We start from the raw sequence: 24,636 nt of genomic DNA on the forward strand, positions 1-24,636 counted from the left end.
ATGAGACTTATCCCGTTAACTCGAGCAGCACAAGTAGGTAAGTGGGCAGCTGCGCATATCGCTAAGCGTATCAACGACTTTAAACCTACTGCTGAGCGTCCATTCGTTCTGGGTCTACCAACTGGTGGCACTCCTCTAGCAACCTACAAAGCCCTAATCGAGCTTTACCAAGCCGGCGAAGTCAGCTTCAAAAACGTCGTGACTTTTAACATGGATGAGTACATTGGCATCCCTGCGGATCACCCAGAATCTTACCGTTCGTTCATGTACAACAACTTCTTTAATCACATTGATATTCAAGAAGAAAATATCAACCTACTGAACGGTAACACAGACGATCACGACGCAGAATGTAAGCGTTACGAAGACAAAATTAAGTCTTACGGCAAGATCAACCTGTTCATGGGCGGCGTGGGTAACGACGGTCACATCGCGTTCAACGAGCCAGCGTCATCTCTTTCTTCTCGTACTCGCATCAAGACCCTCACTGAAGACACTCGCATTGCGAACTCTCGCTTCTTTGACGGCGATATCAACCAAGTGCCTAAATACGCGCTGACTATCGGTGTTGGTACGCTTCTAGACTCAGAAGAAGTGATGATCTTGGTCACTGGCCATAACAAAGCTCAGGCACTTGAAGCAGCCGTGGAAGGTTGTGTAAACCACCTATGGACAGTTTCTGCTCTTCAACTTCACCCTAAAGCGGTGATCGTATGCGACGAACCAGCTCAACAAGAACTGAAAGTGAAGACAGTGAAGTACTTCTCTGAGCTAGAAGCAGAAAACATCAAAGGCTTTTAACCCATAGGATGGCAGCCTAGAAACACACTAAAAATACAAAACCCGTGTTGAACACGGGTTTTTTCTTATCTGAACAGCGGGCTTAAGTCGTCAATAAGCTTTAATACCAAACTGACGAAGACGCTTAGGAAGCACTTCATCCAACTTGTCTAGTTCACTCGGTTCGACTTCGATAAGGTTGAAATGATGCTGCTCATAAACAGTACGAATGGTCTCACGGTCGGCCTGAGCCATCTCCCCATCGTCACTTCCCCAAAATTGCAAATAGACTTTACCGCCTGGTAAGTAAAAATCGCTAGTGACATCTTGGTCAATCGGCAACTGACGCTCATAAGCGTGCACTACACCAGCCAAGTACAGCCAGTTGTCAATGAGCAACTCACCCTTAGAGCGCACGTAATGCCCATCTAATGTTCGGTGCTTGGCTTCAAATTTTTGGCGAAAGCTTGAGTACGATTTATCCGTAGAATGTGACTCCGCGTCTTGCCCTAAAAACTCAATGACAGATTGCTTAAGACGCTTGTTACGCAGCACCACATCGTGCCATACGACAAAGGTATTTTGTGTTTCTTTATCGGTTCTTTGCTGTCCACCAGCGCGCACACCAGCTTCAGTGACACTCCATCCCTCTTCGGATTTGGTCAACCAACCCAGTTCACTCAAAAGCTGATTCATGCGCTTCGCATTCAATTTCAGCTTTTCACCCAGTTGTGTCGCGCTCAATGTTTTCCCTGAGCTGGGAGTCAGCTCAATATGTAAGTTGGTCGGCCAGACGATGAACTGGCCAAATTTAAGGTGATCCACATACTCACCGCCAAACTTTGCCCCTTCTTCGGTCAAAATCCACTTTTCATCTTGGCGAACGATGTAGCCTGCACGTTTGAGATCGGCAAACAGCAGCTTAGCTTCTACCTTGCGCATTTTCGCTAATGCCGACGTCGATATTTTTTCAGACATGTGGGTACCTCATGCTGCTGCAAAATTGAACACTATGTCGTCATAGTAACGCATTGATTTCACGGCTTGAAGTCAGGCAAACAAGATTTCGTGTTACAAATAGCAAAGCCAGCGTATAGGTGCTGGCTTTGCTATTTCGGTAAAAAAGCGAATGTTATCTAATAAAAGCGATGCATCCTTGCAAAATCACTAAATTCACAATGTCGATGAAGAATGCACCGACAATTGGAACCACCATAAATGCTTGTGGTGATGGACCATATCGACTCACGATGGAGCCCATATTCATGACCGCAGTCGGTGTAGCACCTAACCCAAAACCGCAGTGTCCGCTAGCGATCACCGCCGCATCGTAGTTGCCTCCCATCATGCGGAATGTTACGTAGTAAGTGAACATCGCCAACACTGCCGACTGAATAGCAAGAATAATAAGGAATGGGATCGCAAGATCGAAAATATTCCACAATTTCAAACTCATCAAGGCCATGGCAAGAAATAGAGATAGTGCAACCGTGCCAAGAATATCAACGGTTTCTAAATCAACCTTGCGCGCCTTCGTCACTTCCATGATGTTAGTGATAACAACACCAATAAACAGCGCATAAACAAAATCGGGAATCATTAACCACTTGATGTCAAAACTGCTTACCCAACTCTCGAGATACTTCGCGCCTGTCACGCAAAGTAGAATGATGGACAAGCTTTCAACGACTCTTTTCGCTGTGACACGATCTTCCTCATGTTCGTTGTACGTCACCAGTTCAGGGAAACTCTGATGACTTTGATTGGTGCGTCCGTATTCCGATTCCAAGTTGTGTTTGTTTAGTAGCTTTTGTGCAACAGGGCTGCCAATAATCCCGCCCATCACCAAGCCAAATGTAGCAGAAGCCATTGCCACCTCTAGAACATTATGCAAACCATACATTTCTTGAAAAGTTTGCGACCACGCAGCTCCAGTTCCATGTCCGCCAGAAAGCGTAATGGATCCGGCGATCAACCCCATGAGTGGATCTAACCCCAACGCTGTTGCTAAGGACACGCCGACCGCATTTTGGATAAGAATGTAGACCGATGCCACAACTAGGAAGATGAAAACCTTCGCACCGCCTTTAATCAGTTGGGTGTAATTTGCCGCTAAGCCAACGGTTGCAAAAAACATCAGCATAAAGACGTTTTGCAGTGGTAAATCAAAGGAAACATCCACACCGTTTAAGTGCATCGTCGTGATGACGCAAGCGACCACTAGACCACCAACAATTGGCTCTGGAATATTAAATTTTTTTAAGGTTGGTAACTTGGTATTGATGAACTGCCCTAAAAACAACACGCAAATTGCGACGAGGAACGACTCCTGTGGGCCGATAGATATTACCTGATTCATGAGACCTCTTTACTCTACTCTTTCTCATTCATTGAGCACGCGCTCAACGTGAGATAGGTGCCTAAGCCAGTCAGATTGCCTCTCGAAACTTTTGTTTTCTAGGCCTCTTTGACCATTGATTCTCATCAAGTAAGAAATAGGCAGACCTAAAATTATGCTAATTATCATTCAGTGAGAAGATTCATTTAGAACAGGCGATAAGTGTATTGATGGGAAGAGAAAAACAACACTTCTCAACTTATGAGAAGCAATTAATTTCCATATAAAACAAAACCTCAAAACAACGACCACATAGGTGGATATTTAGAGCGAATGAGACAGGCGGATACACTAGGTTTTAAATTATTACTTTCTCTCTAACGCACTAGGTGTTATACATATATATAACACCATCTCAACCAAGAGATTCACTCATGACTAATTGGCATGATCGCCAACCGATATTTCGACAGTTGGCAGACCAGATCACGCAGCAAATACTGCAAGGTGTCTGGCAAGAAGGCGATGCTCTGCCCTCCGTCCGTAGCATCTCTGCAGATATGAAAATTAACCACCTCACCGTTATGAAAGGCTATCAATTGCTTGTTGATGACGGGCTAGTGGAGAAAAAACGCGGTCAAGGTATGTTTGTCGCTTCAGGAGCAAAGCTCAAATTACTCGCAGACGAGAAGGCACGTTTTCTTCAGCAACAAATTCCGCAGATAGCCGACACAATACAGCGTCTGGATATGTCACTCGACGAATTCATTCAACAACTAAAACCACACTTGAAAGGTGACCAATGAGCGCATTAGTCAGTGTAAACAACGTCTCCAAGCAATATCAGCAACAAGGAGAAGCACTGCATGAAGTGAGTTTCGACCTACATGCAGGACAAGTACTTGGCTTACTCGGCCATAATGGCGCAGGTAAATCAACGCTTATTAATGCCCTACTCGGTGCACATGAATATCAGGGCACTATTCGTATCAACGGATTTGAACCCATTATGCAACGCGACAAGATAATGCAGAGCTTATCCTACATCTCGGATGTCAACGTTCTGCCAGATTGGATGACCGTTGCTCAACTGCTTAACTATACCGAGGGCGTGCATCCAGGGTTCAATCGCGCCCAAGCAGATACGCTACTTCGTCAAACGGACATCAAACCTCGTGCGCGTATCAAATCTTTATCCAAAGGGATGAAGGTGCAATTACACCTCGCGATTGTGATCGCGACCAACACCCAAATCCTCATATTGGATGAACCGACACTCGGGTTAGATCTCGTGTATCGCGAGACGTTTTATCGTCACTTATTGGAATGGTTTCACGACGGCGAGCGCGTGTTGATCATCGCCAGTCATGAAGTATCAGAGATTGAGCACTTGCTGACAGATGTTCTGATTCTTAAGCATGGTCGCCCCGTTCTGCAAACCTCGATGGACAGTATCAGTGAAGACTATTTCATTCTTGAAGCCAACGACGAGCACCGCACACAAATTGAAGCGATGAACCCACTCTCGTCACAAAAAGGCCTCGGTTCAACGAAATGGTTACTCAAAGCCCAGTATGCCCAACAAGCAGAAACAATGGGTTCCATCCATGGGGTGAAGTTAGCGGATCTATTTTTAGCATTGCAGAAGGAGGCAGCGTAATGCGTTCAGTTGTCGCGATGTTGCAAAAAGAGTGGTTAGAAAACCCTCTTGTTTTACGTATTCCACTGTTTGTGTTGGCGTGTGGAGTTATTCTCTTTGTGAGTTTAATGAGTAACGACACTCTACAACACAATATGTTTTTCCAAATGAGCTTTGGTGGCGATGTCAGTGACATTCACAAAGAGCTTGGTGATGACGTCAATATGTTGATTTCCGGAGGAGCAGGGCTGCTGTCTATATTGTTAGCCGTTCAGTACTTCCCAAGAACGCTACGCAAAGAACGGGCGGAAGGCAGCATTATGTTTTGGCGCAGTATGCCTGTCAGTGACATAAAAACCCATTTAGTGAAGCTAGGATTTGGCTTATTGGTGATTCCGCTCGTCTGCTCGGTGCTCGTACTCGCTGCAAATTCAATGTTGTGGTTGCTGAACATCTCTACTGATCACCAATTGGCTTTATTGTACCGCCAAGCCTCGTTAGGTTACGTGCTGCTGCATTGGGGAGAGTTTTTAATCAGAATCTTTTTCGCCGGTATTCTGCTGTTACCGCTGGCATTAACTGCGATGGCTATTTCACAAAAAGTGAACTCACCACTGGTCATTTTGTTTATCGCCATTTATGCGCTGCGTTGGATGCCTATCGCACTTTTTGGTTTCTACGGGCTAGATCAGTTTTTCTCCGAAGTGCTTTACCTTCCGCTGCACGCCATTATTACACCAAACCCATTCAATGCCATTCCTCAAGCGGGTTGGTTAAACGTTGGCATTTACGCCTTCATTGGTATTCTTGGTTGGACAGCTAGCCTCAAGTTCAGCCGAACTATCCAATAATTCTTCGTTCAATAAACGACCAAACCAAGTCATAAAAAAACGGTCACAACCAGTGTTGTGACCGTTTTTATTTCGCCTCTAGGAGCTCATCCACTTAACTTTAACCAAGGAATGAAATGTAGCCTTGCAAGATAATTAAGTTGACGATGTCGATAAAGAAAGCGCCCACAATTGGCACCACCATAAATGCTTGTGGCGACGGGCCAAATCGGTTAACGATCGAACCCATGTTCATTACGGCTGTTGGGGTTGCACCCAAGCCAAAACCGCAGTGCCCCCCTGCAATAACAGCAGCATCGTAGTTGCTTCCCATCACTTTGAACGTAACATAGTACGTAAAGATTGCTAAGACGACAGACTGCACAGCTAAAATAACCAAGAATGGAATCGCTAGATCGAAGATATTCCATAACTTCAAGCTCATCAGAGCCATCGCTAAGAACAGAGATAGCGATACCGTACCTAACATATCGACCGTTTCGGCATCTAACTTACGAATCTTGGTCACTTCCAAGAAATTCGTAATGATCACACCAATGAATAGCGCATATACGAAGTCTGGAATCATCAGCCATGAGATTTCATACGTGCTTACCCATTGCTCGACATACTTGGCCCCAGTAACACAGATCAGTAGGAAGAAGAGTTTCTCCACCACTTTTTTCGCCGTTACTTTATCTTCTTCGTATTCATTGTAAGTCACCAACTCCGGGAACTTCTCGTGAGTTTTGGCATCTCGACCACCACGACCATACTCAGACTCTATGCTGTTCTTTTCCACCAGACGCTGCGCTACAGGGCTACCAATGATACCGCCGATGATCAAACCAAAAGTCGCTGATGCCATTGCAATTTCTAAGACGTTATCCAATCCATACACGTCTTGAAAGGTTTGTGACCACGCAGCACCTGTACCATGACCACCTGACAGAGTAATCGAGCCAGCAATTAACCCCATCAAAGGATCTAAACCGAGCGCCGCCGCAAGTGAAACGCCAACGCCGTTTTGTATGATGATGTAAAACGATGCGACAGCTAAGAAGATAAAAACCTTCGCACCTCCTTTCATCAACTGAGTGTAATTTGCGGCCAAACCAACTGTCGCAAAAAACATTAACATAAACGTATTTTGTAATGGCAAGTCGAACTCTAAATCGATGCCGTTGAAATGAAGAGCAGTAATCATGCAGGCTACAATAAGACCACCTACAATCGGCTCAGGTATGTTGAATTTCTTTAAAATCGGTAGCTTAGCATTAATAAAATGCCCCAGGAAAAGCACACTGATTGCGACCAAGAAGGACTCCAGTGCACCTACAGATATTAAATGATTCATATCGCCTCTTATTATTGTTCTCTTCATTCTCCGTAATGAATGAGTGTTAGTTTAACCTTCGTTCAATAGCAAATTTTCTCGCTTTATTATTTCGAAAATACTCAAAAAGTTGGTGTAGATGCGCCTTAGGCTAGTTTAAGGGGCGCTCCTTAAGCGATGTGTCAGTTTTTACGCTGTTAGCAAGCCCTTAAATGTGAAAGGAGCTGATACAGCTCCTTCAAATGGCCCCTCGCAATACCTGTGCGTTATCGCTTGGGCTGTCGTGTTGTGAGTAAATTCTGGGTGACACTTTCTGAACCACTTCGGGCTCCCTTACTTAAACAGAATGTGTCAATTACTATCAAACAAAGTTCCTTCCCGTTGTAACCGCTAAACGCCGAGAGCGCGTTCAAAACAATTGGGTTTGCCTGTTCCTGTCGTAGCTTTTCAACTCTGGCTCATGGTGTATAAACGAGCCGAATCCAAGGAAACTCTCAGGCTGCAACAAACGTTTTCGTCACAACGGAGCAGGATTATAACATATCGCTGATAATTTTCTTCAATTCAGTGACATTCACCAACCCCATAGTTAAACCTTGCAATGATTAACTGCCTATTATCATTTTCACAGATAAAGATCGAAGCACAGTTACTCAGTAAGCTTCTTAGAATACGATGCATAGCTAATAACTTCACCGCCGTTCTTATCCAAGAGGTCTTGATAAACGCCCTAGAGAACCAAGCAGCCGAAATATGCGATGTTATCATGATTGCTTTTCGAGACCGACGTCCCGACTTTGGCTAATGAGTACAACCCCAACTATGCATCAGACAAAAACATGTATAATTTTTTATACAAGTTATTCAATAACAAGAGTCCCACATGAACATTCATTCGCTTTGCCCTGCGCTATTACTCAGCATAGCCTCATCAGCTACAGCATCTGAAAACATTCGTATTCAATATTCTCCCGTAGAGACAACTCATGAAAAAATAGCCCAACAATCTATTCAAAGCAGCGATGTAAACACCATCTTTGCTGAGCTATCTCAGGCCTACTTTCCATTTGATAAAGCTCTCACGCTGGTTTACGGCGGAGAAGATGGTCCAATGTATGATCCTGATACACACACAATATACGTTCCTTACACTTTTTATTTGGAGTCGCTCAATTACTTCTCCAATAATCAGTATGAAGAACGCTTCGGAAAATCTCCAAAAACAGGGGCGCTAGATACGTTATTGCACACTTTACTTCATGAAGCTGGACATGCTTACATCGAAGATCAAAGCATCCCTGTTCTCGGAAAAGAAGAAGATGCGGTCGATAATTTTGCCACTATTTTAATGATTGACTTCCTAGAAGATGGCGCAGATATGGCCATTAGCGCCGCCGACATGTTCGCATTCGAATCCGACGACAGACCGGACTACTACGATTTTGGCGAGTACATTGACGAACACAGCTTTGATTTGCAGCGTTACTTTTCAACGTTATGTCTGGTGTACGGTAGTGATCCTGAGCAATACAAAGCCTTACTCGATGAAGTAGAAAAAGACTACCTGCGTGATCGCAAAGAGTTCTGCCAATTCAATTACAGCAACATTCGCAACAATTGGCTGCATTACTTGCAAAACAATGAACCAAAAGAAAATTCGCCACGTAAAAGCGATTAGAAAATCTCAAACAAGAAAACCGCAATGACAAAACTCACCATATTTTATGACGGAACCTGCCCGCTTTGTGCCAAAGAGATGAAGGCGCTAAAACAACGCGATGCCAAGCAGCAAATCAAAACCGTCGATATCTATAGTGATGCATTCGCAGATTATCCTCAGATCGATCCTGAACAAGCCAACACCATTTTGCACGCCCTCAACGAAAAGGGGGAACTTCTGCTGGGGTTGGACGTGACTCATCGTGCATGGCAATTGGTCGGTCGCGGTTGGTTGTATGCACCGCTGCGTTGGCGCGCTGTCAAACCTGTTGCGGATTGGCTTTACCTCAAATTTGCCAAAAACCGTTACCGCGTCTCCTACTGGTTAACGGGCACTTCTCGCTGCAATAACGGTTCGTGTTCACGTTAATTGTGATCCTGCTTAAAAATGCTACGACCTTAGTCTAAATTTATAAACTTCCAGTACTTCTGATTGATTAACTCGGTTAATCTCTAAGCATTACAACAATAAGTATTAATAATTTTATCAGGCAAGCTTATTCGGCTTGTCACTTGTAACGCTGCGCCGAGAGAAGGACGTCTCTATGAATCTGACGATCAGAAAACGACTATATATCCTTTCAATAATTCCAATTCTAACCATGGCAATAGGCATGATGTGGTTCACCTACCTACAAACCACAGCCTACAACGAACACGAGATTGAGCAGACTCGAAGTCAAATGATGGAGATGAAAAAAGCCGAGCTCAAAAACTACGTCCAAATGGCGCGCTCCGCTGTCGAGCCACTACTCGCTCAAAATGCCCCACTTGAAGAAGCACTGCCTATCTTGAAACAGTTGGAGTTCGGTCAATCTGGCTACATCTTTGGCTACGATTCAAAAGGCGTGCGTGTCGTGGTGGGTAAAAACACCAAAGGCGTCGGAGAGAACTTCTATAACTTGCAGGACAAGAAGGGCAATTACCTGATTCAGGATTTGATCAAAAACTCCAAAACTGGTGAGTTCACGACTTATTACTTCCCGAAACTCGGTCAGAACGAAGCACTACCGAAATTGAGCTACTCGGTCTTTATTCCTGAATGGGATTTAATGTTGGGTACAGGCTTCTACACTGATGATATCGACGCCATTTTAGCAAACATGGAAGAAGCCGCGCATCAGGCCCTCAACACCACACTGACGGCTATTGCTCTGTTCTGTGTCTCGATTGCTGCTATCGTCGCGGTCTTCGCTGTGTTTGTTAACCGCAGCATCATGAAGCCTATCGAGCAGTTTGATGCTTCAATTCACTCTTTCGCGCAAGGCGATGCCGACTTAACCGCACGCATGGAAGAATCAAGCGTACCGGAGTTCACCCAGCTTAGCCGTAACTTCAATATCTTCGTTGAAAGCCTGCAAGGCATCATCAAGAGTGTTAGCCACGTAGGACAAGAAGTGGTTTCAGAGACCAACGACATGTCACAGCGAGCGTCGCAAGTGGACGAATTGGCTTCAGGTCAACGTGAAGAAACCGAACAAGTCGCTGCGGCAATGACCGAGATGACAGCAACGGCGCACGAGATTTCCAGCAACGCTAACCAAGCAGCGCAATCCGCCAAAGACGCTGATGATAACTCACAGCAAGCAAAACACATTGTTGATTCCGCAGCGAGCTCTGTCGAAGCGCTCGCACTAGAAGTGTCGGAAGCCAGTACGGTGATTTCTCGTTTAGAGAGCGATGTACAAAACATTTCTTCTTCGCTAGAAGTGATTCAAGACATCGCCGAGCAAACCAACCTATTGGCACTGAACGCAGCCATTGAAGCAGCCCGTGCAGGCGAACAAGGTCGCGGCTTCGCAGTCGTTGCCGATGAGGTCCGTAAACTGGCGAGTCGCACTCAAGACAGCACAGGTGAAATTCACCAAATGATTGAGCAGTTGAAGTCTGGCTCGGATGCAGCAGTGAAAGCCATGGGTTCAAGCCAAGCGCGTGGTGAAGCAACGGTTGAGGAAGCACGAGCAGCCTCTGCCGCACTGCAAGAAATCCAAGCCGCAATTGCTAACATCATGGACATGAACACCTTGATCGCAACGGCAACCGAAGAGCAAAGCCAAGTTGGGCAAGAGATTTCACAACGTATTGAGGTGATCTCTCAACAAAGCAGCCAATCGGCGCACCTTGCGAATCAGAACCGCGCAGGTAGTGGCAACCTAAACCACAAAGCTAACGAGCTGTACGACTTGGTCGGTCGCTTTACGGTTTAAAGCCTTCCTCACCCTTACATCATGCAAACAGCGACGACAAAACGTCGCTGTTTTTATTTCTGCTATCATAATGCGACTTAGCTATAATGCCGCCAACTTAGCACCCACAAGGGCAAACAAGATGATTATTATGACCACCAATTTCAATTGAACCTAGAACGAGCGCCAGTTAGCTCAAAGAACTTCAAAAAATACTGTGAAGATGGCTTCTACGACGGCACCATTTTCCACCGCGTTATCGACGGCTTTATGATCCAAGGTGGCGGTCATACCGAAGACATGGCAGAAAAGCCAACACGCGCCCCTATCGCGAACGAAGCAAACCGTGGTCTAAAGAACCTTGTTGGCACTATCGCAATGGCGCGTACCGATGCTCCGCACTCTGCAACAGCACAGTTCTTCATTAACTTAGAAGACAATGATTTCCTAGACCACTCCGCAACCACCAACCTAGGCTGGGGCTACGCCGTGTTTGGTAAAGTGACTGCGGGTATGGATGTCGTAAACCGCATCGCGAAAGTGAAAACTACCTCTAAGTTTGGCCACGATGATGTGCCATGCGATCCAATCATTATCGAGAAAGTGACAGTCAACGAATAAGCCCATTCGCCTCTGCGGAGAAATCGTCGTTATAAAACGAAGAAAGCGCCTAACGTCTTATGATCTAGGCGCTTTTTGTTTTTATGACTCAGCCGATTATACCCAAGTGACTTCAAGATGCAGGATTCAGAGCGTTGTCATTGATTCGAGGTCAAGGAAAACAACGCAGCGTAATAGCCAGCTCTTTCCAAGTTGTTTGACACAGAAGTCGAGCCAATGACACGCTCCCAAAGGGCCCTCTTTACAAATAGTAAGGGTCTTGGATTGTATACTTTGTTGTCGATTCTCGAATTGGGCCCACCAAACCTTTAAATCGCCGCCGCGTCTACAAACCAAGTCATTCTCGCTGAACCTAGCATCTCGAGGTTACTTGGGTATAGTTTGGCTTGTGCCGAAGTTATTGATAGAAAAGCTCAGCTTTGGCTCCAACCAAATCCAGTTCAGAGCCTTGAAAATCAGCCAGATATTCAGCAACAAGGTTGTACCCAACCCAATACCCCATGTATTTCGGCCAGCGGCTTTCATCGCTGCCAAGAAAGTAAGCGTCGAAGTTGTAATCTAAGCTGGTCAGCTTGTCTTTCATCTCAGCATAGAAAGGGCGCCAATCTTGATCTTTGATTTGCTCAAACAAGCTCGGAGTGATGCCTCCATTCACTTTACGTTCGAAATGACAAGCTAACCCTTCCATAATCAGCACATCACCAAGTGTAACGCCATTCTCTCCCGCTCGCATACGGAACAGGTGATGCAACTCATGCGCTAACACCGCAGCCAGTTCTTTCTCAATAACGTTTTTAATATCAGCACGTTGAGTATCAAGCAGAATCTCTACACGATAGGCACTTAAGCAATAGCCACCAATCCCCGTCTGCGGTACGTCATTGCGATCAAACGGGCTAACAGTCAGGTCGACGTTACTCAAATCAAAGTAACTAGAAAGTGGTGAGCTCAGATCATCAAGTTTCTGATGCAAATACTCAGAGATTGGAGACAACTCTCCCGTCGCATTTAACAGGGTTACACGATAACTCATTTATCTTCCTTGATAATTTGGGTTAAGAGTAGCGAGTTTACAGTGTAAAGAGTGAGCAGTTCTAGCGATTACATCCCTTTGAACAAGCTTTGAGATGCACGGCTCACAGGGAGCTTAGTTTCTCCAACGTGCACAAACATTCTGCCAGCAAAGTCTTTGTTTACTTTGCTAATTTTGCACACTTGCACCACGCTTGAACGGTGCACTTGCCAGAACTGTTCTGGGTTAAGTTGCCCTATCAACTCTTTCAACGATGTACGAATCAAATACTCCTGCACTTTACCTTGTCCTTGTTGGGCATACACAGAAACGTATTTTTCTTCCGCTTTGAAATACAACACATCAGACGTGGCGATCAGATGAATGTCTTCCCCTTGCGTCGCTTTGATCCACTGAAGATATTGTGGCGTTTGTGGCGCAGATAATTGCTGCAACTGCTCTAATAGGCTGCTCATCTGCACATTACTGCTTTCTTGCTCTCGCTTAGCAAGGCGTGCTTTCACTCTTTCACACGTCGTCAGGAGGCGCTCATCCGAGATAGGCTTGAGCAAATAATCGGCGGCATTTTGCTCAAAAGCTTTGATTGCGTAATCATCGTACGCGGTGACAAACACAATCAAAGGTGGATTAGCGAATTGATTGAGTTTTTGCGCTAATGTCATGCCATCCAAAACTGGCATACGAATATCAAGAAACGCGATGTCAGGTTGGCTTTGCTCAATGGCTTGCAACGCTTGTTCACCATCGGCGACTTTGGCTATAACCTCTAGCTCTGGCCACACCTCAGCTAGGCTTTTATCAAGATGACGCCTCAATAGCGGTTCATCATCAGCAATAATGGCAGTAAACCCTGTATTCATTCCTTTCTTCCTTGATTACGATTCCATCGGCCAGCGCAAGCGAACACAAACTCCACCCTGAGCAGACTCACTGATAGAGACCTCTCCTTGCCCTGCGAACAAAGCTTCAACTCGCTGCTTGAGATTACTTAGACCCACGCCAGAGCCCATGTGCCCACTAACGTGATTCAAGCCAACACCTGTGTCTCTGACTTCAATCTTCAAGTTCTGCTGTTCGCGCTTAATGAGCAAGCTGACTTCACCACCTTCTCGCTTTGGCTCAATACCATGGATGATGGCGTTTTCGATTAAGGGTTGAAGCATCATCGGCGGTAGCTCGGTTCTGCCTAATCCCTCTTCCACCTCAATCTTGTAACTGAGTCGCTCACCCAAACGGGTTTGCTGAATACCTAAGTACGCCTCAATTAACGCCGTTTCATTGTCTATGGTGGTGTGTTCTTCGCGTGAGCTTTTTAGCGTTGCACGCAGCAGCGCGGTTAACTGCTCTAGCATCAGCTTGGCTTTATCGACATCTTGCGACATGAGCGCGCTGATATTCGCCAAGGTATTGAATAGAAAATGCGGTTCAATCTGGCTTTGCATCTGCTTAAGCTGACTCAACAACAGCGCACGATCTTGCTCTGCTTTCTCGCGTTTGATGGCTTCCAACTCTCTTTGAGCGATCGCATGTTGCTCGCGTGAATAGAAATAGAAAAAGCACATGGCACTGAATAACAACCCCATGAGACCAACCGACAGCATACTTGAGATACCGAAGTATTCCCCAAGCCAAAACTGGGCGTTCACCACACCAAACAGTAGGCATGCCGTCAGCGAGATAGCCACTTCCGCCAAACGAGGAATGGTAGGAAACAGGCGGTCGACAAGCCATGAGAAGAAGATAGCCGAATAGCCAAATCCAAAGCTAACCGCCACATGAATGTAGAATGGACCGCCCCAAACCGAGAGCGTCATTGCTGCGATAAAGAGACAAAATGCCGTGGTCACTAATAAGCTACGCGGCCATCCACTTTTCACCACTGATTTTGCTGAACACATTTAGAATTTCCCTTTGATGTTAAATACAATCATATGCTTATCATTGATTTGTGCGTAAGCAGATTGGTCGTCTCCGGTTAAAAAGCGTGCGGCAACTTCCACTTCTACACTTTGATCGCCAGTATCAATCCATTGGTAGTTAAGCCACTGCGTGACAATCACACCACCATCTTGGGGCGACAACATCACATCCAACGTGGGGGTTACATCACTTAGCCAGCCCATATCCGCTTTACCGTTCCATGCAGCCCACGCTTCCACATCCCAACTCCAGTGCAGCATTACGTTATGCTGAACGATATTGGCGTGCTGAAACCCTTGGGCGTAGCTTGTCGCAAGTAGAGACGTTTGGGGATTAATGGTTTCAGAGAGTAGTTCGCCACGCTCTATTGCTTGTTGCCATTCGCTTTTCGACCATGCTCGGCTGTCGTACCAATATTCGGCAATCACGTTGTGTCCGGCTTGGTTTGCCCAGTTCAATCCAATTAAGGCTTGGAATGCGCTGCCCTGCTTCTCAACCGAAACGGGTCGGTAAAGATCATCCTGCTGAAACTGATAGCCGACACTTTGCTTTTGCCACAGCATGGAACTGTGCATGGCGATGGATTCATCCCACACAGCAATGGCACTGGAGCCAAGCAAACCTCGGCGCACATCATCGTAATAACCAATAAGTTGATACTCGGTATCACCCACCAGCGCATAACGACGAATACCAACACCTTGTTGCTCTGCGGCTTGATCAAGTGCACTTTGGTCTTGTTGCCCCCAGCTTGAGTCCGTCGCAATTACGGTCCATTCGCCTGACATATCGTAGTGTGAAAGTGAAAACACACCCGCGCCCTCTTCTGCGACTAAGCCAACAGGATTTTGTCGATAAGGCTTAAACAGATCCAAAGGTCGGTAGCCATAACCCACGCCCCAATCCACGCGCAACTTACCCAAACTCACATCCAGTGTGGTATCACCGACTTGCCACTCCCCTAGCCAAGCCAGTTCACGAATCAGCAGTTGGTTATCAGCTTCACTCCACCACTCACTCTCTCCTTGTTGATTGAGGTACAAACCTTGGCTGTACAGAGCAAACAAGCCACTGAAGTTTTGATAGTTCACCTGCACATCCAACAGTGCATTCAGTGAATCACGAGAACTGCCCTGCGCCTGCATAAATGCGCTGTCACGCTGCTTGGCCGTTTCGTAACTGACAGCCCAATCCCACTCAAAACTCAGTTCGTCATTGGCAAAAACTGGGGCTGCCGCGCCCACATACAACGACGCAGCAATCAATAGACTGGTGCTTTTGTTAAGGTTAGGCTGGTGCGATTTCATGTGACTTCCTTGCTCGTTGTCATGGTTCTCTTTACAAAGTTCAGACTAAAGCTGAGTCGTGTTGGCTTTCGGCAAATAACTTGGGTTGTAGAACTTGTTATCCAGCTGCCAAGGCACGATTTCTTGATACTCGATAACGGTCTTTTTGCTCGGCTGAATGCTATCAAGCAAGGTCATCTCACTGACATAGTCTTCGCCATTGTCAGTTGCGCGTCCGTATTGCGCTTGCTTGGCGAGTTTGCCAGAGCGCAAGTAGAGATCAGCTTTAATTGGAAACGCATCTTGCTCAGACAACCACAAATCGATCTTCTGATAGCTTGCCCCTTTGGTTTTCGCGGTTAAAGCAAGGTGATAAGCCGCGACACTTTCCCCGTTTACCGAAACGGTTTCTGTCGCTTTCCATTCACCTTGATAATCTTGGCTCCACGTCAGGGTTGAGATGTCGCCGATAGACGCTTCACCAAGCAGCTTCTGCATTGGCGTAATGCGAATCGGACGGCGGCTCTTTGGCATTTGCAGCCAGTAGTTGTCGCCCATCATCAGCATCTTTTGCCCAGCTTCGACTGCTGATTTGAACACCACCAGCGATTCACGATTTGGACGCGTGTACACGTGGTAAAGGCGAGTTTTATCTAACTCTTGGTCTTGATATAAGCGCACCAGTGACACCACTTTGGAGGAGTCATCTTGCAAGCGGTAGCTGTCGGCTTTTTCAATCAATTGCGCGACTTTCTGTGCATCTAGTGCTGTTTCATTCGCACTGACATTCATGCTTGCAACGCCAGTTACCATCAGCAGTGCAATTGGTAATAGTGATTTGAAATTAAACATAAATCAGTGCCTCCGTAATTGGCTTGTTCACCCCTTTGCGCGCCGAGAAAAACGCTGCAATCAAACAAATCATCATTACTGCAAATCCTGCTATAGCCACCAGCTCCCAAGAGAAGTAAATCGTCAATGGATAACCTTCTGTACGTCCTGGTGGTGGTGGCATTTGCACATCCACGACCATCAGTAAGACGGTAACTAACCCTGTAAACAAAGCGCCAATTAAGCTGCCAATCACCGCAAGTAACCCTGCTTCGCGCAAGAACCCAGCAATGATTTCGCGAGGGTAGCTACCAAGTGCTGACAAGGTGCCGATTTCACGTGTACGCTCGGTGACCGACATGGTCATGGTGTTGAACAGCGCAACAAAGACCACCAACGCCATTACTGCGCCCATGATGCCGAAGATACGGTCGTACAAATCTTTCACTTTGAGGTAGAAGAACGCACGTTCTTGCCAAGGCGTAATCTCAATATCTTGGTCACCAAAGTTCTGCTTTTGCTTACTCAGAACCGAAGCGACTTGTTGCTCGACTTGGTTAGTTAAACTGGTATCGAACAGAAAGACAGATAACGCGCTGACTTTGTCTGAACCGAGCAGCGATTGCGCGCTGTTGATGTGTACGTAAAGCTGGCGTTTATCAAGCTCAGGCACGCCTGTTGAGTAGATGCCACGTACTTTGAAGTCATACGCATTCAATGCGCCATCGGTAGTGGTCGCTAGCAAGGTAATCCAATCGCCAACGTGCACGCTTAGGTTGTTCGCCAAATCAACGCCGAGCATCACCTCTGGCTCTGCAGGGTCATAACGCGATACATGAATGTTGGAAAGTGTTTGCCCTTCACGCACGTCCAAAAACGGGCCTTTCATATCGAATTCTCGTTCGTTAACACCAATGCCGATAAAGATCGAGGACTTGTTGCCGTTGGAAATCAAACCGCTGAACTCAACTCGCGGCTGCACGCCTCGCACTTCGTTTAAGCCAATCAATTGCTTGGTGATGTCGTCGGCGTGAGTTAAACCGTTACTCAGTGGCATCTCTTCTTCTTTAGCGAAGTAACCCGGCGTGGTTAACGTCAGATGCCCCGTGTCACGTGCTGTCGACTCTTTTAAACTGTCGTAGGTATACAGACCAAAACCACCCGCACTGGTTAACGCAAACACGGCAATGGCGATGATCAGCATCGACAATAAACTGCGGCGGCGATTGCGTTGCAGGTTCAACCAAGCAAGGCGAACCGAAACAGGAATTAGCTTGCCCATGAAACCTCCTCCACACTTGCGTGCGTTTGGGTGATTTTGCCATCCACCAATTCAATGGTGCGATCGCAGCGAGATGCCATACGAGGGTCGTGTGTAGCGACGATAAAAGTGGTGCCAAGCTCGTGTCCGAGCCCTTTCATAATGTCGATGACCTTGTTAGCAGTTTGACTATCAAGACTTGCGGTTGGCTCATCGGCAATCACCAACGCCGGTTTGTGTACTAACGCACGAGCAATTGCCACACGCTGCTGCTGACCGCCCGACAAGTTATCGGGCATGTGATGAATAAACTCGCCCAAGCCAACGTGTTCTAGCATTTGTGTAGCGAGCTCGGTTTGTTCCGCTTTTGAAAAACCGTTGAGGTGTAGCGGATACGCCACGTTCTCTAACGCTGTCATCACGGGCACAAGATTGAATTTTTGAAATACAAAACCAAGCTTTTCACGGCGCATTTTTGCAGCCTGCATTTGTCCGGTTGGGTATGGGCTGCCTGCAAATGTCACCTGACCTTGGTATTGAGTATCCAGCATGCCAAGCACGTTAAGTAGGGTGCTTTTGCCTGAACCAGACGGTCCGCATAATGCCACCATTTCGCCGGCAAACACTTCACCAGACACATCTCGCAATGCATGCACCGTTTGGCTGCCAAGGGCGTAATCGCGGCTAAGTTGATTAAAAACAATCATGACGCCTCCCTAATACTTGGCTAGCAACGCTTTCGCGGTTTGCGTTTCTAGATTGCTGTCGCCCAATTGCTCCATTTGCGCTAACCATATTTTGGCTTGTTGAACATCTTCAGCGCGCAATGCAGCTTCAATGGCATAACGGTAAATCCACGAAGTAGCCGCGAAAGGTTGTTGGCTAAAACTCGGCTCATCGAGCAGAGAAAGGTACAGCTCGTAGCCACGCTCAAAATGATTGAACATGTCTGGCAGAGAGGTAAACGTAGTAGCTGCCATGGCGGTAGCTAGCTGGTATTCCGGCAAGCCTTGTAAGCGTTGTTGCTCTTGCAGTGGTACTGGCTGATTCGCCATTAAATCCAAGCCTTTTTGGATTGTGGCAAGACCGCGCTCGGTGAACTTCATCTTGTTCCAAGGCATAAACGCCTCACGACCTTGCAACGTCTCCGCACTGCCCAAGTAAACCAAGGTCACCGGCGTTGCGCCCTGCTCTTCGAGTTGTTTGGATAGTTCGCCGTAAACGGTATCAACTAAGCCAGAGTCACCCTGCGCTGCTTGGTTGAATTGACTGAGTGTGCGCTCGCTTGGATTAGCCAGAGCCAAATTGCTGCTGAGTGCAAATGCGGCGATAAACGTACTTGCCAGTTTAAGAGCTTTGATTGAGCGAGATTGAGAAACCATCATGTACTGTCCTTAGTTGAACGTGATTTGATGGTTTGAGATTAAGGGAGAAGATCGCACGCTGCTTTTGCATGCGACCAATGGCAATTATGCGGAGTGAATGGTATTGAGAGAGGATGAATGACATTCACTTAAACAGAAAATACAATTCCGTTCATTCGTAACGCTACATTTTTACGGCAGTAACAATAAAAACACTGGCTTAAAATCTGAGGCTAGTGTATTTATCCATCCCACAGCTACCCATAACAGACAGTGTCGCACTCTCCTTTCTTACACACCTTTGCATGGTGTCTGTTGTTTCCAAATCGAGATTCTTAGCATCGGAATAGTTTGAACTCTTCGAGTTTTAGTTGTTTTCGCACTCAAAATAGGTGCGTTATTAGGTCGTTGAAAATGAATAAGCGTTATTTCCCAAGAGTTGATTTGCCACTACTCATGGCGATCATTCCGATCATGCTGTTAAGTTCGCTCACTCTCTGGAGTGCCAGTAGCTTTAATGAGGCGATGCTCTTCAAACATTTGGCGCGCTGCGGACTGACATTAGTTTGCATCTTGGCCATGTCCTCGATTCCAGCGTCCAGCTATCAGCGCTCAGCTCCATATCTCTACATTATTGCGGTTGCTCTGCTACTTGCTGTCGCTTTATTTGGTGATAGCACCAATGGCTCTCAACGTTGGCTCGATATCGGCTTCTTCCGCTTTCAACCGTCTGAGCTAATCAAGCTTTCCATTCCAATCATGATCGCCTGGATGCTTCATATTGAAGGAGGTCGACCAGACAGTCGGAAAATTGCGTTTTGCTTACTTATTACAATGATTCCTGCCGGGTTAATCGCGCTACAACCGGATTTAGACGGTGCAGTTTTTACCATCATTTATGCATTGTTCGTTTTGTTTTTGGCTGGCATGAGCTGGAAAATAATCTGCGGGTTTATTGCGAGCATTTTAACGTTAGCACCTATTTTATGGTTCTTCGTTATGGAAACCTATCAAAAGAGCCGTGTAACACAGTTCTTGCACCCTGAGTCCGATCCACTGGGTTCGGGTTACCAAATCATCCAATCTTTGATTGCGATTGGCTCAGGCGGTATGAAAGGCAAAGGTTGGATGAATGCAACGCAGGGAACACTTGGCTTTATTCCAGAAAGTCATACGGACTTTATTTTTTCGACCTATGCAGAAGAATGGGGCTTTGTTGGCAGTTTAGTCTTACTCGCATTGTACTTGTTTATTACTGCACGCGTTATGTTGCTTGCATGTCAGTCTGACCACTTTTTTAGTCGGCTGGTAAGTGGCGCATTAGCGATGAGCTTTTTTCTGTATGCTTTTATCAATACGGGCATGGTGAGTGGCTTGTTGCCAGTAATGGGTAGCCCACTTCCCTTCTTTAGCTATGGCGGCACGGCGATGCTAACTCAAGGTATCTGTTTTGGTGTAATCATGTCGCTGTGTTATTCCAAATATCGTAACGCATAGCTCTGCTTGAGAAAAAGCGATCAAAAAAGGCTTCCCTAAAGAAGCCTTTTTACAACGATATGAGCGAATTAATTACAGCTCTGCGTTGTGGTAAACCTGCTGAACATCATCACAGTCATCTAGAAGATCTAGGAATTTCTGGAACTTCTCAGCATCTTCACCCGATACAGGCGTATGAGTTTGCGGAACGAATGTGATTTCTTCAACATCGATCGTTAGATCTGGGAATGCACCGTTAAGCGCAGTTTTTGTTTTGAAGAATTCTGTGTGAGGTGCGAATACAGTGATAACACCGTCTTCTAGCTCAACGTCAGTAACGTCTACGTCTTCCATCATTAGCGTTTCTAGGATGATTTCATCATCGTCGCCTTTGAACTGGAATACCGCTTGGTGGTCGAACATGTGAGAAACCGAGCCCTCAACACCAATTTTCGCACCGACTTTCACAAAGCATTGGCGTACATCTTGGAAAGTACGGTTGCCGTTGTCTGTTAGACAGTCAACGATAACGCTAGTACCGCCAGGGCCGAAGCCTTCGTAACGTGCTGGAGTGTAGTCTTCACCACCGCCACCGTTCGCTTTGTCGATCGCTTTATCGATAACGTGCGCAGGAACTTGGTCTTTTTTCGCTTTTGCGATCAGGTGTTTCAAAGACAAGTTCATGTCTGGATCACCACCACCGTTTTTCGCGCACATGTAAATTTCTTTACCGTATTTGGAATAAACTTTAATTTTCGCGCCTGCAGTTTTCGCCATAGAGGCTTTGCGCACTTCAAAACTTCTTCCCATCGGGATGTCTCTCTAAATTCAAATTTAATGCGAAGGATTTTAGCAAAAAGCGAAACCTTTTCAATTTCGCTTAGCAAAGGAATAGGGAGGTTACCTCATTCGTCGCATTGGATTGAACCATTGCCACGGTTCGCGTTAAGCGACACCCATTACTCGTTTGTACTTTTCGACCGATTGCTGGAAAAACGCCTTTTCATCAGCATCGTTAATCTTGGACAACTGTTCTTCTATTGCTTCAGGACCAGATTTGGCCTCTCTGAGCTTCCAAACCAAAAACGACGCCTGCTTATCCAGTTCGATTTTGTTTTTTTCGTCAGGCGGCAATAGGGATAGATTAAACGACATTCACAGCCTCAAGGTACTTTAAATACTAGCCGGGCACTATATCACACAGAGTTACAATTACAGAATAGAAACGCACTTAACTTGATCGATTTCAAGTTAACTATTTAGGCACAGCGCTGATTTTCAGTGCTTTTGGTAAATGCTGTTCGAATATTTGTTGTAATCGAGTCTTGGTAACGGGTTTAGCCACGAACTCGTTCATCCCAACATCGAAGCAATGTTGCTGATCCTCTTTAATGACATTGGCACTTAGCGCAATAATTGGAACGTGTTTCCCCCACTCTCCCATTTTTCGAATTCGTTCCGTAGCAATAAACCCATCCATCACAGGCATTTGGCAGTCCATAAAAATCAAATCGAAAGGCTGCTGATCACACAGCTGCAATGCTTCTTCGCCATGGTTGGCGACACTCACTCGCACACCCAGTTTTTCTAACATGATGCGAACTACCTTCTGATTGACGATGGTATCTTCAACAACCAGTACCCAAGGTTTATCATTATCTTGAGGGCTGATTTCGTTGTCTTCCGCTTTCCGGAAATCTAATACATTAAGTTGGTCGGTATAGGTCGATTGCGCATTTATTACAGCAACAGGAATCGAAAATTCAAAACAGCTTCCCAGCCCAAGCTCACTTGTTAGTTGTATTTCCCCTCCCATCAAGTTAACCAACTGTGCAGCTATCGCCAAACCAAGCCCTGTCCCACCATACTTTCTGGTGGTACTACCATCAGCTTGTTGGAAGCGTTCGAAGATTGCTTGTTGGTGCTCTTTCGCAATACCAATACCAGAATCCACAACTCGAAACCGGATATGAGCGGTCTCTCCATCAAGTCGAGATAACGCTACAAGAAGCTTCACATGGCCGCGCTCGGTAAATTTAATCGCGTTGCTCAACAAATTGTTCAGAACTTGTTTCAATCGTGTGGCATCACCTTGCACTTCCATTGGCAAGTGAGGATCAATATCGCTGAGCAGCTGTAAGTTTTTCTGCTTGGCTTTGACACTATGTAAACTGATGACATCGTCAAGTAGCTCGCGAAGATCATAGCTCGTGTATTCCAGCTCTACTTTGCCAGCTTCAACTTTAGAGAAGTCCAAAATGTCGTCGATTATCGTCATTAGTGAGTGAGAAGAACTGTCAATGATCTCTACAAACTCTTTTTGCTGGGGATCGAGGTCGGTGTCATTGAGCAACGACGACACACCAATAATGCCATTCATCGGTGTGCGGATCTCATGGCTCATAGTGGCAAGAAACTCACTTTTTTTACGATTAGCGACTTCTGCCCTATCGCGTTCAGCCTCTAACTCAGTCTGGTGCTCTTTCACTTTCTCAACACTTCGGTTGTATTTCTCTGCCAAAACACTCACTTCATCAAAGCACCATCGTTTAGGGAGAGTCACTTTACTCGGCACTGTACCGCCACGAAAATCGCTCACCGCACCAGACAGCAATTGTAACGGATTGACCAACAAGCGAAACGCCACCCAAAGAACACCAATGATGAGGACAAGAATTTTGATCGCTTCTGTCGTAAGTAGAAAAAAGAACTGCTGCCAAAGATCTTCATATATCGCGCTAAGATCCGATTGAACCGTTAATATCGCGAGATCATACGTTTTATCGCCGACCCGATACTGCATCGGCCAGCTTCTCTCGACAACATCCTCAGAAAGCGCCGAACCTAATTCAATGATAACTTCGTCTTCACTAGCAATACGTAAGTAGTCCACCGAGGGCATACGCATTGCACCTTGAGCTTGTGTCAGCAACAGCTCCCTATCCTCTACCCACAAACTCGCAGAAAAGCTCGATAAATAGCTAGACTCAACCTGCTTTAATTCAACATCTAAATGGGCTAAATCTTCGTGAAAAACTCGATATAAGCTCACTGTAGAAATGATGACCGTAAAGATTAAACTCAACGTTAATACCGCCAACATAAGTTGGTTGCCGATACTAAAACGACGTTGAGATCGCTCTTTTTCATCCATATGAAACCGCTCCGATAAACTTGCGCTACTCTAAATATAGCTACGCACAAATAATAATCGAGGATACGATGAAAAGACTTCTACTTAGATTGGCTTTTAGCTTAATTGTTGTAAGTTCTCATGTGACCGCAAATCAAGTGAACTATTACGTCATTGCTGAACAAGCTCGACCATTTCAAATTGAACAACAGGGACAAATGCACTCCGGAATTGTGACCGATATCGTCAGCGCTATCTTCGCGGAGTCGGATTACCAAGTGAATTATCATACTTATCCATTTAAACGTATGATTTCCATATTGGAAGAAGGCGCTGAGCCAAACTGGTTAACTTATGGCAGCCCGAACTGGGGCAAGGTGCAATCGGAAAATTTATCTGAGGAGCCCATTTACACTGTAAAACATGTACTGGTGTCGAGTAGCGAGAAGCCTTTAGAATTCAAAAATATGGATACGATGCATGGTCGTTCTATTGTATTACTGCTGGGGTTTGATTATCCAAATTTAACACCGTTCTTTGAAAATGGCAGTGTCAATGAAATGCGTGTGAAAGACTACAACGCCGCATACCGAGTGATAAGCCGAACCCCTGGAGATACAGCTTTTGTCGAGATGGAATCCCGAGTCCTTTACAACTTAAAGCGACTCAATTTGCCGTTAGAGAATTTTCAGATACAGCCTTTCAGCTCGGTTATTCCTGACTACTCAATCTACCTAGCTTTTTCACCTCAAATGCAACCAGAAACTCAAAATTACATCAATACACGACTCGTTGAATTAAAAGCCTCAGGGGAAATTGATGAAATCATTCAAAAGTATCAATGAATCAACTCATTAACAAAAACGCCAACGATGATACGTTG

General features: G+C 45.8%; 24 protein-coding genes. 10 read left to right on the top strand and 14 right to left on the bottom strand.

Going from position 1 to position 24,636, the window contains the following annotated elements:
* A complete protein-coding gene (gene nagB, locus R8269_RS19745; protein WP_005374441.1) occupies positions 1-801 on the top strand; it encodes a glucosamine-6-phosphate deaminase in 801 nt (266 codons plus the stop codon).
* 90 nt (positions 802-891) lie between these two features.
* Here the strand turns inward: nagB and R8269_RS19750 are convergent, their stop codons facing one another.
* A complete protein-coding gene (locus R8269_RS19750) occupies positions 892-1,758 on the bottom strand; it encodes a glycerol kinase (protein WP_258634761.1) in 867 nt (288 codons plus the stop codon).
* A gap of 154 nt (positions 1,759-1,912) precedes the next feature.
* Complete coding sequence (gene gltS / locus R8269_RS19755) at positions 1,913-3,139, bottom strand: sodium/glutamate symporter (RefSeq protein ID WP_005374443.1); 1,227 nt, start codon at positions 3,137-3,139, stop codon at positions 1,913-1,915.
* 413 nt (positions 3,140-3,552) lie between these two features.
* Between gltS (R8269_RS19755) and R8269_RS19760 the strand changes: the two genes are divergently transcribed.
* From R8269_RS19760 to R8269_RS19770, 3 genes are read left to right on the top strand one after another with little or no spacing between them, the layout of a single operon-like run.
* Positions 3,553-3,924, top strand: coding sequence for a GntR family transcriptional regulator (locus tag R8269_RS19760; RefSeq protein WP_005374444.1), 372 nt, complete (start codon positions 3,553-3,555; stop codon positions 3,922-3,924).
* Positions 3,921-4,778 carry an ABC transporter ATP-binding protein gene (locus R8269_RS19765; protein WP_005383221.1) on the top strand — a complete coding sequence of 286 codons (858 nt, stop codon included), beginning with the start codon at positions 3,921-3,923 and terminating at the stop codon, positions 4,776-4,778. Before R8269_RS19760 ends, R8269_RS19765 begins: the two co-directional genes overlap by 4 nt.
* Entirely contained in the window at positions 4,778-5,608 is an 831-nt protein-coding gene (locus R8269_RS19770; RefSeq protein WP_206949190.1) for a hypothetical protein, read from the top strand. Before R8269_RS19765 ends, R8269_RS19770 begins: the two co-directional genes overlap by 1 nt.
* 100 nt (positions 5,609-5,708) lie before the next feature.
* On the opposite strand, the gene gltS (R8269_RS19775) is transcribed toward R8269_RS19770, so the two are convergent.
* Positions 5,709-6,944: a sodium/glutamate symporter gene (gltS, locus tag R8269_RS19775; RefSeq protein ID WP_005374448.1), complete on the bottom strand. Its 1,236-nt coding sequence runs from the start codon at positions 6,942-6,944 to the stop codon at positions 5,709-5,711.
* 862 nt (positions 6,945-7,806) lie between these two features.
* Here gltS (R8269_RS19775) and R8269_RS19780 point away from each other — a divergent pair.
* From R8269_RS19780 to R8269_RS19795, 4 genes are all read left to right on the top strand, one after another.
* Positions 7,807-8,601: a DUF4344 domain-containing metallopeptidase gene (locus tag R8269_RS19780; protein WP_206949189.1), complete on the top strand. Its 795-nt coding sequence runs from the start codon at positions 7,807-7,809 to the stop codon at positions 8,599-8,601.
* 24 nt (positions 8,602-8,625) lie between these two features.
* Entirely contained in the window at positions 8,626-9,012 is a 387-nt protein-coding gene (locus R8269_RS19785; RefSeq protein ID WP_318222635.1) for a DUF393 domain-containing protein, read from the top strand.
* A 175-nt stretch (positions 9,013-9,187) separates the two neighbouring features.
* Entirely contained in the window at positions 9,188-10,849 is a 1,662-nt protein-coding gene (locus R8269_RS19790) for a methyl-accepting chemotaxis protein (RefSeq protein WP_318222636.1), read from the top strand.
* A 147-nt stretch (positions 10,850-10,996) separates the two neighbouring features.
* Positions 10,997-11,449 carry a peptidylprolyl isomerase gene (locus R8269_RS19795; RefSeq protein WP_318222637.1) on the top strand — a complete coding sequence of 151 codons (453 nt, stop codon included), beginning with the start codon at positions 10,997-10,999 and terminating at the stop codon, positions 11,447-11,449.
* Positions 11,450-11,846: 397 nt separating this feature from the next.
* Here the strand turns inward: R8269_RS19795 and R8269_RS19800 are convergent, their stop codons facing one another.
* The 8 genes from R8269_RS19800 to R8269_RS19835 form a co-directional block, all read right to left on the bottom strand.
* Positions 11,847-12,482, bottom strand: coding sequence for a DUF2268 domain-containing putative Zn-dependent protease (locus tag R8269_RS19800; RefSeq protein ID WP_318222638.1), 636 nt, complete (start codon positions 12,480-12,482; stop codon positions 11,847-11,849).
* A gap of 68 nt (positions 12,483-12,550) precedes the next feature.
* Positions 12,551-13,342 (bottom strand): LytTR family DNA-binding domain-containing protein, encoded by a 792-nt coding sequence (locus tag R8269_RS19805; protein ID WP_318222639.1) that lies wholly within the window; start codon positions 13,340-13,342, stop codon positions 12,551-12,553.
* A gap of 15 nt (positions 13,343-13,357) precedes the next feature.
* Entirely contained in the window at positions 13,358-14,380 is a 1,023-nt protein-coding gene (locus R8269_RS19810; RefSeq protein WP_318222640.1) for a sensor histidine kinase, read from the bottom strand.
* The gene (locus tag R8269_RS19815; RefSeq protein WP_258474546.1) at positions 14,381-15,709 is read right to left on the bottom strand and encodes a hypothetical protein; all 1,329 of its coding nucleotides are present in this window, start codon (positions 15,707-15,709) and stop codon (positions 14,381-14,383) included.
* A 45-nt stretch (positions 15,710-15,754) separates the two neighbouring features.
* A complete protein-coding gene (locus tag R8269_RS19820) occupies positions 15,755-16,540 on the bottom strand; it encodes an outer membrane lipoprotein-sorting protein (protein ID WP_258474547.1) in 786 nt (261 codons plus the stop codon).
* Positions 16,533-17,801: an ABC transporter permease gene (locus R8269_RS19825; RefSeq protein ID WP_258474548.1), complete on the bottom strand. Its 1,269-nt coding sequence runs from the start codon at positions 17,799-17,801 to the stop codon at positions 16,533-16,535. The genes R8269_RS19820 and R8269_RS19825 overlap by 8 nt, the downstream gene beginning before the upstream one ends.
* Positions 17,789-18,487, bottom strand: coding sequence for an ABC transporter ATP-binding protein (locus R8269_RS19830; RefSeq protein ID WP_005428878.1), 699 nt, complete (start codon positions 18,485-18,487; stop codon positions 17,789-17,791). Before R8269_RS19830 ends, R8269_RS19825 begins: the two co-directional genes overlap by 13 nt.
* 9 nt (positions 18,488-18,496) lie before the next feature.
* Positions 18,497-19,165: a hypothetical protein gene (locus R8269_RS19835; RefSeq protein WP_005383200.1), complete on the bottom strand. Its 669-nt coding sequence runs from the start codon at positions 19,163-19,165 to the stop codon at positions 18,497-18,499.
* Positions 19,166-19,558: 393 nt separating this feature from the next.
* On the opposite strand from R8269_RS19835, the gene rodA reads away from it, so the two are divergent.
* On the top strand, positions 19,559-20,641 hold the full coding sequence (gene rodA, locus R8269_RS19840; protein ID WP_005374481.1) for a rod shape-determining protein RodA: 1,083 nt from the start codon (positions 19,559-19,561) through the stop codon (positions 20,639-20,641).
* A gap of 72 nt (positions 20,642-20,713) precedes the next feature.
* Here the strand turns inward: rodA and R8269_RS19845 are convergent, their stop codons facing one another.
* The 3 genes from R8269_RS19845 to R8269_RS19855 all read right to left on the bottom strand — a co-directional run bounded on the left by R8269_RS19845 (position 20,714) and on the right by R8269_RS19855 (position 23,774).
* Positions 20,714-21,430: a YebC/PmpR family DNA-binding transcriptional regulator gene (locus R8269_RS19845; protein ID WP_005374482.1), complete on the bottom strand. Its 717-nt coding sequence runs from the start codon at positions 21,428-21,430 to the stop codon at positions 20,714-20,716.
* Between the two features lie 135 nt (positions 21,431-21,565).
* The gene (locus R8269_RS19850) at positions 21,566-21,775 is read right to left on the bottom strand and encodes a DUF3283 family protein (RefSeq protein WP_005374484.1); all 210 of its coding nucleotides are present in this window, start codon (positions 21,773-21,775) and stop codon (positions 21,566-21,568) included.
* A 100-nt stretch (positions 21,776-21,875) separates the two neighbouring features.
* A complete protein-coding gene (locus R8269_RS19855; protein ID WP_005383197.1) occupies positions 21,876-23,774 on the bottom strand; it encodes an ATP-binding protein in 1,899 nt (632 codons plus the stop codon).
* Positions 23,775-23,842: 68 nt separating this feature from the next.
* Between R8269_RS19855 and R8269_RS19860 the strand changes: the two genes are divergently transcribed.
* Complete coding sequence (locus tag R8269_RS19860; protein ID WP_005374490.1) at positions 23,843-24,598, top strand: substrate-binding periplasmic protein; 756 nt, start codon at positions 23,843-23,845, stop codon at positions 24,596-24,598.
* Positions 24,599-24,636: the final 38 nt, after the last annotated feature.

Source organism: Vibrio sp. Vb0667 (assembly GCF_033391095.1).

Excerpts from the sequence above, each read along its gene's own strand:
- nagB (WP_005374441.1), top strand. The coding sequence starts at position 1 with ATGAGACTTATCCCGTTAACTCGAGCAGCACAAGTAGGTAAGTGGGCA.
- R8269_RS19750 (WP_258634761.1), bottom strand. The coding sequence starts at position 1,758 with ATGTCTGAAAAAATATCGACGTCGGCATTAGCGAAAATGCGCAAGGTA.
- gltS (WP_005374443.1), bottom strand. The coding sequence starts at position 3,139 with ATGAATCAGGTAATATCTATCGGCCCACAGGAGTCGTTCCTCGTCGCA.
- R8269_RS19760 (WP_005374444.1), top strand. The coding sequence starts at position 3,553 with ATGACTAATTGGCATGATCGCCAACCGATATTTCGACAGTTGGCAGAC.
- R8269_RS19765 (WP_005383221.1), top strand. The coding sequence starts at position 3,921 with ATGAGCGCATTAGTCAGTGTAAACAACGTCTCCAAGCAATATCAGCAA.
- R8269_RS19770 (WP_206949190.1), top strand. The coding sequence starts at position 4,778 with ATGCGTTCAGTTGTCGCGATGTTGCAAAAAGAGTGGTTAGAAAACCCT.
- gltS (WP_005374448.1), bottom strand. The coding sequence starts at position 6,944 with ATGAATCATTTAATATCTGTAGGTGCACTGGAGTCCTTCTTGGTCGCA.
- R8269_RS19780 (WP_206949189.1), top strand. The coding sequence starts at position 7,807 with ATGAACATTCATTCGCTTTGCCCTGCGCTATTACTCAGCATAGCCTCA.
- R8269_RS19785 (WP_318222635.1), top strand. The coding sequence starts at position 8,626 with ATGACAAAACTCACCATATTTTATGACGGAACCTGCCCGCTTTGTGCC.
- R8269_RS19790 (WP_318222636.1), top strand. The coding sequence starts at position 9,188 with ATGAATCTGACGATCAGAAAACGACTATATATCCTTTCAATAATTCCA.
- R8269_RS19800 (WP_318222638.1), bottom strand. The coding sequence starts at position 12,482 with ATGAGTTATCGTGTAACCCTGTTAAATGCGACGGGAGAGTTGTCTCCA.
- R8269_RS19805 (WP_318222639.1), bottom strand. The coding sequence starts at position 13,342 with ATGAATACAGGGTTTACTGCCATTATTGCTGATGATGAACCGCTATTG.
- R8269_RS19810 (WP_318222640.1), bottom strand. The coding sequence starts at position 14,380 with ATGTGTTCAGCAAAATCAGTGGTGAAAAGTGGATGGCCGCGTAGCTTA.
- R8269_RS19815 (WP_258474546.1), bottom strand. The coding sequence starts at position 15,709 with ATGAAATCGCACCAGCCTAACCTTAACAAAAGCACCAGTCTATTGATT.
- R8269_RS19820 (WP_258474547.1), bottom strand. The coding sequence starts at position 16,540 with ATGTTTAATTTCAAATCACTATTACCAATTGCACTGCTGATGGTAACT.
- R8269_RS19825 (WP_258474548.1), bottom strand. The coding sequence starts at position 17,801 with ATGGGCAAGCTAATTCCTGTTTCGGTTCGCCTTGCTTGGTTGAACCTG.
- R8269_RS19830 (WP_005428878.1), bottom strand. The coding sequence starts at position 18,487 with ATGATTGTTTTTAATCAACTTAGCCGCGATTACGCCCTTGGCAGCCAA.
- R8269_RS19835 (WP_005383200.1), bottom strand. The coding sequence starts at position 19,165 with ATGATGGTTTCTCAATCTCGCTCAATCAAAGCTCTTAAACTGGCAAGT.
- rodA (WP_005374481.1), top strand. The coding sequence starts at position 19,559 with ATGAATAAGCGTTATTTCCCAAGAGTTGATTTGCCACTACTCATGGCG.
- R8269_RS19845 (WP_005374482.1), bottom strand. The coding sequence starts at position 21,430 with ATGGGAAGAAGTTTTGAAGTGCGCAAAGCCTCTATGGCGAAAACTGCA.
- R8269_RS19850 (WP_005374484.1), bottom strand. The coding sequence starts at position 21,775 with ATGTCGTTTAATCTATCCCTATTGCCGCCTGACGAAAAAAACAAAATC.
- R8269_RS19855 (WP_005383197.1), bottom strand. The coding sequence starts at position 23,774 with ATGGATGAAAAAGAGCGATCTCAACGTCGTTTTAGTATCGGCAACCAA.
- R8269_RS19860 (WP_005374490.1), top strand. The coding sequence starts at position 23,843 with ATGAAAAGACTTCTACTTAGATTGGCTTTTAGCTTAATTGTTGTAAGT.